Source organism: Streptomyces sp. CLCI03, from assembly GCF_053615355.1.
Genome location: NZ_CM132132.1, coordinates 3,611,886 through 3,622,500, shown reverse-complemented (window position 1 = coordinate 3,622,500; position 10,615 = coordinate 3,611,886). Strand labels below are relative to the sequence as shown.

The following is a 10,615-nucleotide window of genomic DNA, read 5'->3' as shown; positions in this document are numbered from 1 at the left end:
TGGCGTAACGACTTCTCGACTGTCTCAACCATAGGCCCGGTGAAATTGCACTACGAGTAAAGATGCTCGTTTCGCGCAGCAGGACGGAAAGACCCCGGGACCTTTACTACAGTTTGATATTGGTGTTCGGTTCGGCTTGTGTAGGATAGGTGGGAGACTTTGAAGCAGCCACGCCAGTGGTTGTGGAGTCGTCGTTGAAATACCACTCTGGTCGTGCTGGATGTCTAACCTCGGTCCGTGATCCGGATCAGGGACAGTGTCTGATGGGTAGTTTAACTGGGGCGGTTGCCTCCCAAAGGGTAACGGAGGCGCCCAAAGGTTCCCTCAGCCTGGTTGGCAATCAGGTGTTGAGTGTAAGTGCACAAGGGAGCTTGACTGTGAGACCGACGGGTCGAGCAGGGACGAAAGTCGGGACTAGTGATCCGGCGGTGGCTTGTGGAAGCGCCGTCGCTCAACGGATAAAAGGTACCCCGGGGATAACAGGCTGATCTTCCCCAAGAGTCCATATCGACGGGATGGTTTGGCACCTCGATGTCGGCTCGTCGCATCCTGGGGCTGGAGTCGGTCCCAAGGGTTGGGCTGTTCGCCCATTAAAGCGGTACGCGAGCTGGGTTTAGAACGTCGTGAGACAGTTCGGTCCCTATCCGCTGTGCGCGTAGGAATATTGAGAAGGGCTGTCCCTAGTACGAGAGGACCGGGACGGACGAACCTCTGGTGTGCCAGTTGTCCTGCCAAGGGCATGGCTGGTTGGCTACGTTCGGGAGGGATAACCGCTGAAAGCATCTAAGCGGGAAGCCTGCTTCAAGATGAGTATTCCCACCTCCTTGAGAGGGTAAGGCTCCCAGTAGACGACTGGGTTGATAGGCCAGATGTGGAAGCCCGGTAACGGGTGAAGCTGACTGGTACTAATAGGCCGAGGGCTTGTCCTCAGTTGCTCGCGTCCACTGTGTTAGTTCTGAAATAACGAACAGCTGTGTCAACACCAGCATGTTCAGAATTTCATAGTGTTTCGGTGGTCATAGCGTTAGGGAAACGCCCGGTTACATTCCGAACCCGGAAGCTAAGCCTTTCAGCGCCGATGGTACTGCAGGGGGGACCCTGTGGGAGAGTAGGACGCCGCCGAACAATCATTGCGGAAGCCCCGCACCAGCCCTTTACGGGTTCGGTGCGGGGCTTTTCTGCGTTCACGACCGGATCGGCAGGTCCTGCCGGCCGGTCGGAGATCTGTCGCCTGTCATCCGTCATCCGTCGTCGGTCGGCTGTCGTCCGAATGGCCGCAGCAGGCCCGTGACGCGTCATCGGCGGCCCGGCGAGACGGGTCCTACGTCCCTTTAGTTCGTACTGTGGGGGTATGGGCTACGACCTCGTCATCTTCGACAACGACGGCGTGCTGGTGGACAGCGAGCCGCTCGCCAACAGTGTCCTCGCCGAGTACCTGACCGAGCTGGGGCACCCGACCACCTACGAGGAGTCGGTCCGCGACTACATGGGCTCCGCCGTGCACCGCGTGCACGACCTCGTTCGCGAGCGGACCGGGCAGCAGCTGCCGGCCGACTTCGACGAGACCCTGCACACGCGGACCGTCGCCGCGTTCGAGCAGGACCTGAAGCCCGTCCCCGGGGTGGAGGAGGTGCTGGGGGCGCTGACCGCGCAGGGGATCGGGTACTGCCTGGCCTCCTCCGGGAGTCACGACCGGATCCGCGTGGGGCATCGGGTCGCCGGGCTCGACGGGTGGTTCGAGGAGGAGTGGATCTTCAGCGCTCAGGACGTCGGCCAGGGGAAGCCGGCTCCCGATCTGTACCTGCACGCGGCGCGGCAGATGGGTGTGGAGCCCGCCCGTTGTGTGGTCGTCGAGGACAGTCCGCTCGGGATCCAGGCCGCCGTCGCCGCGGGCATGGACGTGTACGGGTTCACGGCGATGCTGCCCGCCGACCGGCTCCCCGGAGCCACCGGCCACTTCGGTGACATGAAGCAGCTCACCGGACTGCTCGGACTGGAAGCGGGACTGGGTATGTGATCTCTCTACCCACGGGTAGCCCGTGGCCCTACGCTGACCCGCCATGACGGATGATGTGCGGCTGCGGCGTGGCCGCGGCGCTCTGGGGTTCAGCTTCTTCGTGCAAGGCGTCGCCTTCGCGCTGCTCGTGACTCGGATCCCGGCCATCCAGGACCGGTACGGGATATCCGACGGCCTGCTGCCCGCCTTCCTCGCGGCCGTGCCGATCCTCGCGGGGGCGTCGAGCGTGGCCACCGAGCACCTGGTGAAACGGGTGGCGCCCAGCGTCGTACTGCGGTGGGCGCAGCCGCTGGTGCTGCTGTCCCTGCTCGGCGTCGGAGCCGGCGGCCAGATGTGGCACGTGGCGGTGGCGCTGGGGGCGTTCGGGCTGTCGGTGGGTGCGCTGGACGCCTCGATGAACATGCTCGGGGTCAGTCTGCAGCGGGCGTACGGGCGGAGCATCATGCTCGGCTTCCACGCCGCGTACAGCCTCGGCGGGATCCTGGGGGCCTCGGCGGCGTGGGCGGGCGCGCACTGGGAGCTGAACCTGTTCGTCAGCTATCTGCCGGCCGTGGTCGTCCTGCTGCCGATGGCGTTCCTGGGGAGCCGGCGCTACGTCGACGGTCCGGCGGGGCAGGGCGAGGGCGACGGGAAGGGGCTGGGGGCCGGTGGGTTCAAACTGCTGCTGCCGCTCTGTCTGGTGATGGCGTGCGCGTACATCGGTGACTCGACGGTGGCGAACTGGAGTGCCAAGTACCTCCAGGACGTGCTCGGGAGCTCGGAGCAGATGGCGACCGTCCCCTACAACGTGTACATGGTGACCACCCTCGTGGGGCGGGCCGTCGGCGACCTGGGCGTGCGGCGCTTCGGGGCGGCGACCGTGGTGCGGGCCGGGACACTGGTGGCGGCCGGCGGGTTCGCCGTGGTGGCCGCGGCGCCGGGGGCCTGGGTGGGGATGCTCGGCTTCACCCTGCTGGGGATCGGGTTGTGCGTGATCGTGCCGCAGACCTTCGCGGCCGCGGGGAGGCTGTTCCCGGGGGCGTCCGACACGGCGGTCGCGAGGCTCAACATCTTCAACTACGTCGGCTTCCTGATCGGGTCCCCGCTCGTGGGGGCGGTGGGCGACGCGTGGAGCTACCGGGGCGCCATGCTGGTGCCGATGGCGCTGGTCCTGGTGACACTCCTCCAAGCCCGCTCGTTCGGCTCCGAGGGCGCCCGATACGGTGTCCGGCATGAGCGGCGAGTCGGTGACCGGGCTGTTGATGTGGGACGAGGCGGTAACGAGGTATGACTTCGGACCGAGCCATCCGATGGACCCGGTGCGCCTGGCGCTGACCATGGGCCTGGTCCGCGCCTTCGGGCTGGACCGGGCGATGGAGGTACGGGCGGCGCCCGCGGCCGGGGACTCGACGCTGCGGCTGGTCCATCGCGAGGACTACGTCGCCGCGGTGCGCGAGGTGTCCGAGGACCCGGGCGTCGCGGACGGTTCGTACGGGCTGGGGACCATGGACGATCCGGCCTTCCACGGGATGCACGAGGCGTCCGCGCTGATCGCAGGGCAGTCCGTGGCGGGCGCGGAGGCGCTCTGGCACGGTGAGGCCGAGCACGCCGTGAACTTCGCCGGTGGGCTGCACCACGCCATGCCGGGCGGGGCGGCCGGCTTCTGCGTCTACAACGACGCTTCGCTGGCCATCGCCCGGCTGCTGGAGCTCGGCGCCGAGCGGGTCGCGTACGTGGATGTGGACGTGCACCACGGGGACGGCGTACAGGCGGCCTTCTGGGACGATCCGCGGGTGCTGACCATCTCGATGCACGAGCACCCGCGGACGCTGTTCCCGCAGACCGGTTGGCCCGAGGAGACCGGCGGTCCGGAGGCGGAGGGGTCGGCGGTGAACATCGCGCTGCCCGCCGGGACCGGGGACGAGGGCTGGCTACGGGCCTTCCACGCCGTCGTGCCGGAGCTGTTGGCGGACTTCGGGCCGCAGGTGCTGGTGACCCAGCACGGGGCCGATACGCACTTCGAGGACCCCCTCGCCCACCTGGCGGTCTCCCTGGACGCCCAGCGGGCCGTCCAGGAGTCCTGTCACCGGCTCGCGCACGAGTACGCGGACGGGCGGTGGCTGGCGCTGGGCGGGGGCGGGTACGCGGTGGTGGACGTCGTTCCGCGGTCGTGGACGCATCTGGTGGGGATCGCCGCGCACCGTCCGGTGGATCCGGGGACGGCGGTGCCCGCCTCGTGGCGGGACGAGGTGTACGCGCGGACGCGGCAGATGGCGCCGGCGCGGATGACGGACGGGCGGAGCCCGTCGTGGCCGGATTGGGACGCGGGCTACGACCCGGCGGACCGGACGGATCAGGCCGTTCTGGCCACGCGCCGGGCGGTGTTCCCGCTGCGCGGCATGCTGACCTGACCGACGGTGCGGATCATGCTGCATCGTTACGCCAACTGTGGGGCTGTTCGCCGGAATTGATGACCCGCCAGATGCGTTGGGGGAGCATCGGAGGGTGTTGAGCACCGGCGCGCTGCGTGCGCATCTGCTGGCCGCCCGGTTGGCCGGGCCCGTCGCCACATCCCGGGAGGAGAGCCTGCGCAGTTACCGGCTGTTCGCGGCGCGGGATCCGCGGGTGATGCTGGGGCTGGATCCGGAGTGGGCCTGGGGCGAGGGTGATCTGCTGAGGCTGATGGCGGACAAGTGCGGGGTCTCGGCGGATCCGGCGCACGTCAGCGGGCCGGACGTGATCGATCCGGAGCGGACGGTGGCCGCGCTGGAGGCCTTCGCGGGGCGGCTGTGCGAGGCGGCGCGGGCGCGGTCGCCCGTGCTGTTCGGGACGGGGCATCCGCATCGGCTCCTGGGCTTCTACGCCGGTTTGGCGGAGGCGTTGTCGGCGGCGGGATGTGTTGTCCTCACCCCGGCGCAGGGGGTGAGTGTCGACATGGCGACCCGGTTCGGCGTACGCACGCACAGGATCGAATACGTACGGGGGGTCGCACTGGTGCGGGAACCCGGCGTGCGGGAACCGGGGAGTGCGACCGGCGTGCACACCCATTCACCGCTGCCGGTTCGGGTGGCGTTGGGGGCCCTGGCGGAGGCCGGCGGGCCATTGCCCGAGTTGGTGGTGGGGGACCACGGATGGGTCTGCGGTGCAGGTCAGCTCGGTGTGGAGGCCATCGGGTTGGCAGATACGGACGATCCCGCGCTGTTCGTCGGGGAAGCCGAGGGGCGGGTCTCGGTGGCCGTCCCCCTTGATGACGCGGTGCGAGCGGACTACTACCGACCGCTCACGCGATACGTGCTCGGCCGTGCGAGTCTGACGGGGCGGCAGGAGTGGCCGTAGCTCCTCTTCCCCACTCGTATCACGCGCCCCTACTCTGGGGAGTGAGCGTGCGACGACGAGGAGTAACCGGAGGGGAAGCCGGTGCCCGTCATGCGCGGAAGGTCAAGGTGTGTCATGGCTGCTGGCGAGAGGCCTCTCAGTGAGGTTCAGTTCCTGACCGTGGCGGAGGTCGCCTCGGTGATGCGAGTGTCGAAGATGACCGTGTACCGGCTGGTGCACAACGGTCATCTGCCCGCAATCCGGGTGGGCCGGTCCTTCCGGGTCCCCGAGAACGCGGTCCACGAGTACCTCCGAGAGTCCTATGTGGGGGTGGAGTCGGCCTGAGACTGAGGCTCGGGATGCCCCTGGCTACGACGCGGAAGCGCTCGGATTACAAGCTCAGAGCTCGGGCGGGTAGGCTAGGCCGACGTAGGTCGTGTGGGCCCAGACGCCCCGCACCAGTGAAGAGAAGTGAGCGAGGGTAGTCGTGGGCTCTGTTATCAAGAAGCGGCGCAAGCGGATGGCTAAGAAGAAGCACCGCAAGCTGCTCAAGCGCACCCGCGTCCAGCGCCGTAACAAGAAGTAAACGGCAGCTGTACGTGTTCTCCGCAGCCCCTCCACCATCCTGGTGGAGGGGCTGCGGTGCAGCCGGGGGACTTCTTCGAGGGAGGCGCTGAGCTCGTGGGGAAGGTCGTACTCGTCACCGGGGCTGCCCGGCAGTTGGGCGGCCGCTTCGTGCGCCGGATCCAGCGTGACCCGGATGTCGAGCGGGTGATCGCGGTGGACGCGGTGACACCGCCGCACCGGCTCGGATCGGCCGAGTTCGTCCGTACGGACATCAGACAGTCGGCGATCGCCAGAGTGCTGGCCGAGCACGCCGTGGACACGGTGGTCCATCTCGCGGTCACCGGAGGCAGCGCGGGAACGGGCGGTGCGCACAGCACCGTCAAGGAAACGAACGTCATCGGCACCATGCAGCTCCTGGGTGCCTGCCAGAAGTCGCCGACGGTACGGCGGCTCGTGGTGAAGTCCAGTACCAGCGTCTACGGGGGCACGCCCCGGGACCCGGCCGTCTTCACCGAGACCACGGAGCCGAAATCCCTGCCGGCGGGCGGCTTCGCCAAGGACGCCGCCGAGGTCGAGGGATACGTACGGGGCTTCGCGCGCAGACGGCCGGACGTCGCGGTGTGCGTCCTGCGGTTCGCGAACATCCTGGGTCCCTTCGCGGATTCGGCGCTCGCCGAGTACTTCTCGATCCCGGTGATGCCGACCGTGCTGGGGTACGACCCGCGGCTGCAGTTCGTGCACGAGGACGACGTCCTCGAAGTCCTGCGGCTGGCGGCCCGGGAGCCTCGGCGCGGGACCTTGAACAGCGGGACGTTCAACATCGCCGGTGACGGCGTCCTGCTGCTGTCGCAGTGCTCGCGGCGGCTCGGGCGGCCCACACTGCCGTTGCTGCTGCCCGCGTTGAACTGGGTGGGAGCCGCGCTCCGGGCGGTCGGGGCCAGTGACTTCTCGCCGGAGCAGATAAGGCTGCTCACCCACGGCCGGGTCGTGGAGACCACGCAGATGCGCGAGGTCCTCGGCTTCGAGCCGCTCTACACGACCGCCGAGACCTTCGCGGACTTCGCGCGGAGCCGGGGGAGCGGGCTGCTGCCCCCGGAGCGGGTCGGACGGGCCGTGGACCGGGTGGCGGCCATGCTGGACCCGAACGCGCTCGACAGGTTCGAGGACGACGCCTACGCGGCTGAAGGAGCGAAGCGATAGTGGCGGACGCCAAGGTCATTCCGTTCGACGAGGACCGGCCCCGGCGGCGGATCCCCCGCCGGGTGCGGGCGGTGCCCGCGGCCGAGCCGGTGGTGGAGGAGCCCGCGGCTCCCGAGCCGACGCCGGCCGCGGCGCCCGGCGACAGCTGGGACCGGCGGGTCGCCGGCGGGCTGGCGTTCCTGCGGCGGCGGATCACCGGGGACTACGAGGTCGACGACTTCGGCTACGACAAGGAACTGACGGACCAGGTCCTGATGTCCCTGATGCGCCCGCTGTACGACAAGTACTTCCGGGTCGAGGTCAAGGGCATCGAGAACATCCCGGCGGAGGGTGGCGCGCTGATCGTGGCGAACCACTCCGGGACGCTGCCGCTGGACGGGCTGATGCTCCAGGTCGCCGTGCACGACCACCACCCGGCGGAGCGGCACCTGCGGCTGCTGGCGGCGGACCTGGTGTTCATGCTGCCGGTGGTCAACGAGCTGGCCCGCAAGGCGGGGCACACCCTGGCGTGCGCGGAGGACGCGCAGCGGCTGCTGGAGGCCGGGGAACTGGTCGGGGTGATGCCGGAGGGCTTCAAGGGGATAGGGAAGCCGTTCGGGGACCGGTACAAGCTGCAGCGGTTCGGGCGCGGCGGGTTCGTGTCGACGGCGCTGCGGGCGGGCACGCCGATCGTGCCGTGCTCGATCGTGGGGGCGGAGGAGATCTACCCCATGGTCGGCAACGCGAAGACGCTGGCACGGCTGCTGGGGGTCCCGTACTTCCCGATCACGCCGACGTTCCCGTGGCTCGGGCCGTTGGGTGCGGTGCCGTTGCCGACGAAGTGGACGATCCAGTTCGGGGAGCCGATCCCGACGGACGGGTACGCCGCGGAGGCGGCGGAGGACCCGATGCTGATGTTCAACCTGACGGACCAGGTGCGAGAGCAGATCCAGCACACGCTCTACAAGCTGCTGGTGCAGCGGCGGTCCGTGTTCTTCTGACCGTTGTGTGCCGGGGGCCCTGCCCCCGGACCCCGCGCCTCGAACGCCGGTGAGGCCGAACGGGAAGGGCGGGGCTGCTTCGGCAGCCCCGCCCTTCCCGTTACTCGGCGTCCTCCGCGCCCAGGCCCAGGCCCGGGAGGAGCCCCGGGAGCAGGGGCGGGATGGTGATGTCCGGTTTCGGGTTCTCCGGCGTGCCCGAAGGGGGCGGTGCCGACTGTCCCGCGGGCGGGTTGAGCAGGTCGCCCGTACCGCCGAGGAGGCCGCCGGCGGGGGGCCGGGAGCTCCCCGAGGGGGACGGCGCCGCGGGGCTGCCGGACGGCGTGCCGGCGGCCGGGGCGGACTGGTGGGCGCCGCTGGGGGTACCCGGCTTGGCGGACGGGCCGGGGGTGCCTCCGGTACCGCGGCTCTGCTCCGGTGCCTTGGGGAGCAGGCTCTGCAGCGGCGCCACGTCTTCGTCTATGGCCTGGAAGACCGACTCCACCTCACCGCCCACGTCCGTGAGCTGTGCCGGGAGCTTCTCGCGGAGCTTGCCCCACGCGTCGCGGTGGGAGCGGGAGAACGACGACAGCTTCTGGATCGGGCCGAGCGAGCCGTCCCGTTCGTACGCTGCCTGGAGGAGGCGGTGGCCTTCCTCCGCATCGTGCTTCACTCCCGCCAGGGCCCGGCGGATCGCGCCCAGGGACTCGTGGTCCAGGTCGCCCAGCCGGCCTCGTTCCATCAGCCGACGGGCTTCCGACAGACGGTTCGAGGCCTGGTCGAGATAGAGCTCGCCCCGGTCCGCGTCGTCGTCGGCCATCCCCAGCTTCAGGTCCTCCATGCCCCGCTTCACGGGGTAGAGGTGATCACCGGGCAGGGCGTCGGTGCTGGCAGCGGCCACTCCGCTGAAGGCCCCGGCGGCCACACCCACGGTGAGGCCACCCGCCGCGATGCCCTTGGACCAGCGGGAGCGGGGCCGCAATTTCCGGAGCGAGGTCGCCCGGTGGGCGCCGCGGCCGGTCCGCTGTTCGGGCACTTGAGGGTCCGAGGCGGCACCGCCCCCGGCCCTCTCCTCCAGCACCATGGCCTCCATGGCGGCAATGAGCTGGGCTCGTTGCACCACTTTGACCTCGGGGTCCAGCTCCGGGCGCGGCATTCTTTCGCCGAGCACGCTCGCCAGGGCCAACAGCCGGTCGTGGTCGGCAGGTTCGGCAGGTGCCTCGGACTGCTCGGCCGCCGAGTCCGGATCTGGAAGGTCGGACGGGGTCCGATCCTCCAGGGCCTGGGCGAAGGCGTTCGCCCGCCGGTGCGGGGTCACGTTCGCGATCACTGGCGGCACCTCCTCTCGTCATGACGATCGACTCCCCAAGGTGTCCGGAAGGTTGCCTTCCTTGAGCGCATCCACACTTTCGAGTGAGCGGCTTCGGGCAAAGCGTGTCCACAGGGAGCCTGCATTCCGCACAACGAGCGTCGCGGCACTTGGGTTACGGACGAAGGATGATCTGACCACAGCGTCATCGAGGGGTCACCGAATGTGAGGTTGTGTGGTGTCGGAGGGTCAGCGGGCGTCTTCGGGGAGGAGGCGGGCCAAGGTGCGCACCGCCCGGTACTGGAGCGTCTTGATGGCGCCCTCGTTCTTCCCCATCACCCGGGCCGTCTCGGCGACCGAGAGGCCCTGCAGGAAGCGCAGGGTCACGCACTCCTGCTGCTGCGGGTTGAGCTTGCGTACGGCCTCCAGCAGGGCCGCGTTGGAGAGGGACTCCAGGACGGAGTCCTCGGGGCTGCGCTCGACCTCGTTCGCGTCGAGCATCTCGCCGGTGGTGACCTCCAGCCGGAACCGGCTGGACTTGAAGTGGTCCGCCACCAGGTTGCGGGCGATCGTCACGAGCCAGGCGCCGAAGTCGCGGCCCTGCCAGGTGAAGGTGGAGATCCGGCGCAGGGCGCGCAGGAACGTCTCGCTGGTGAGGTCCTCCGCGGTCGCCTTACCGCCGACGCGGTAGTAGATGTACCGGTAGACCGTGTCGCTGTACTGGTCGTACAGGCGGCCGAAGGCCTCGGCCTCGCCCGCCTGGGCGCGTTCGACCAGGTCCATCATGCGGGCCTGGTCGCTGTCCGCGGTGGGGCGGCGGTGGGTGGTGGCCTGGGTGCCGGTGCCGGCGGCGTTCGAGCCGCCGGCGGCGCGACCTCGTCTGCCCACCGTCGCGCCGCCGTCGGTCAGGGCATAGCAAGGGCCGGCCGGGCCGAAGCCGGCAGGGACCGCGGCGGCGAGGGCGGGGACGGCGTACGCGGTGGGGACGAAGCCGCGCAGGTGGTCGAGGACCGTCGCGCGCAGCTGAGCCAGGCCCGAGGCGTCAACCCCGACAGGTGGGTACACGGGACTCCCAGAGGCAGAGCTTCCATCACGTGCAGTGCGGGACCGTTCACCCGTCGTGGCGACAGATGGCCGGTGGCATGCGTTTGAGGAGAATAACGCTTCGTACAGGCAGCGCTACACCCAGTTGCTCAAATCACCGGTTCCGACACTTCTGTTGCGTGTCGAGGGCATATTCAGTCGCAGTTGGTGATCGATTCTTGATCGCTT

At 69.1% G+C, this 10,615-nt stretch carries 10 protein-coding genes and 2 rRNA genes (1 of these 12 running past the window's edge); 10 read left to right on the top strand and 2 right to left on the bottom strand.

Annotation, left to right across the window (positions count from 1 at the left end; translation table 11 throughout):
• The 10 genes from ACWG52_RS16620 to ACWG52_RS16575 form a co-directional block, all read left to right on the top strand.
• A 23S ribosomal RNA gene (locus ACWG52_RS16620) occupies positions 1–929 on the top strand; it begins 2,195 nt to the left of the window's first position.
• A 79-nt stretch (positions 930–1,008) separates the two neighbouring features.
• A 5S ribosomal RNA gene (gene rrf / locus ACWG52_RS16615) occupies positions 1,009–1,125 on the top strand.
• A 226-nt stretch (positions 1,126–1,351) separates the two neighbouring features.
• Positions 1,352–2,017 carry an HAD family hydrolase gene (locus tag ACWG52_RS16610; RefSeq protein ID WP_389808205.1) on the top strand — a complete coding sequence of 222 codons (666 nt, stop codon included), beginning with the start codon at positions 1,352–1,354 and terminating at the stop codon, positions 2,015–2,017.
• Between the two features lie 43 nt (positions 2,018–2,060).
• Positions 2,061–3,287, top strand: coding sequence for an MFS transporter (locus ACWG52_RS16605; protein ID WP_389808203.1), 1,227 nt, complete (start codon positions 2,061–2,063; stop codon positions 3,285–3,287).
• Complete coding sequence (locus ACWG52_RS16600; RefSeq protein WP_389808281.1) at positions 3,259–4,407, top strand: acetoin utilization protein AcuC; 1,149 nt, start codon at positions 3,259–3,261, stop codon at positions 4,405–4,407. Before ACWG52_RS16605 ends, ACWG52_RS16600 begins: the two co-directional genes overlap by 29 nt.
• A gap of 94 nt (positions 4,408–4,501) precedes the next feature.
• Positions 4,502–5,332, top strand: coding sequence for a phosphatase (locus ACWG52_RS16595; RefSeq protein ID WP_389808278.1), 831 nt, complete (start codon positions 4,502–4,504; stop codon positions 5,330–5,332).
• 114 nt (positions 5,333–5,446) lie between these two features.
• A complete protein-coding gene (locus ACWG52_RS16590; RefSeq protein WP_008738568.1) occupies positions 5,447–5,656 on the top strand; it encodes a helix-turn-helix domain-containing protein in 210 nt (69 codons plus the stop codon).
• 142 nt (positions 5,657–5,798) lie between these two features.
• Complete coding sequence (locus tag ACWG52_RS16585; RefSeq protein WP_003948845.1) at positions 5,799–5,897, top strand: 30S ribosomal protein bS22; 99 nt, start codon at positions 5,799–5,801, stop codon at positions 5,895–5,897.
• Positions 5,898–5,992: 95 nt separating this feature from the next.
• Positions 5,993–7,078 carry an NAD-dependent epimerase/dehydratase family protein gene (locus ACWG52_RS16580; RefSeq protein ID WP_389808200.1) on the top strand — a complete coding sequence of 362 codons (1,086 nt, stop codon included), beginning with the start codon at positions 5,993–5,995 and terminating at the stop codon, positions 7,076–7,078.
• Positions 7,078–8,058: a lysophospholipid acyltransferase family protein gene (locus ACWG52_RS16575; RefSeq protein WP_266442829.1), complete on the top strand. Its 981-nt coding sequence runs from the start codon at positions 7,078–7,080 to the stop codon at positions 8,056–8,058. Before ACWG52_RS16580 ends, ACWG52_RS16575 begins: the two co-directional genes overlap by 1 nt.
• Before the next feature lie 100 nt (positions 8,059–8,158).
• Here ACWG52_RS16575 and ACWG52_RS16570 read toward each other — a convergent pair whose 3' ends face one another.
• Both ACWG52_RS16570 and ACWG52_RS16565 read right to left on the bottom strand, forming a co-directional pair.
• Positions 8,159–9,364 (bottom strand): DUF5667 domain-containing protein, encoded by a 1,206-nt coding sequence (locus tag ACWG52_RS16570; protein ID WP_389808197.1) that lies wholly within the window; start codon positions 9,362–9,364, stop codon positions 8,159–8,161.
• Between the two features lie 228 nt (positions 9,365–9,592).
• Positions 9,593–10,408, bottom strand: a complete 816-nt coding sequence (locus ACWG52_RS16565) for an ECF subfamily RNA polymerase sigma factor, BldN family (RefSeq protein ID WP_033226831.1) — start codon at positions 10,406–10,408, stop codon at positions 9,593–9,595.
• Positions 10,409–10,615 lie beyond the last annotated feature (207 nt).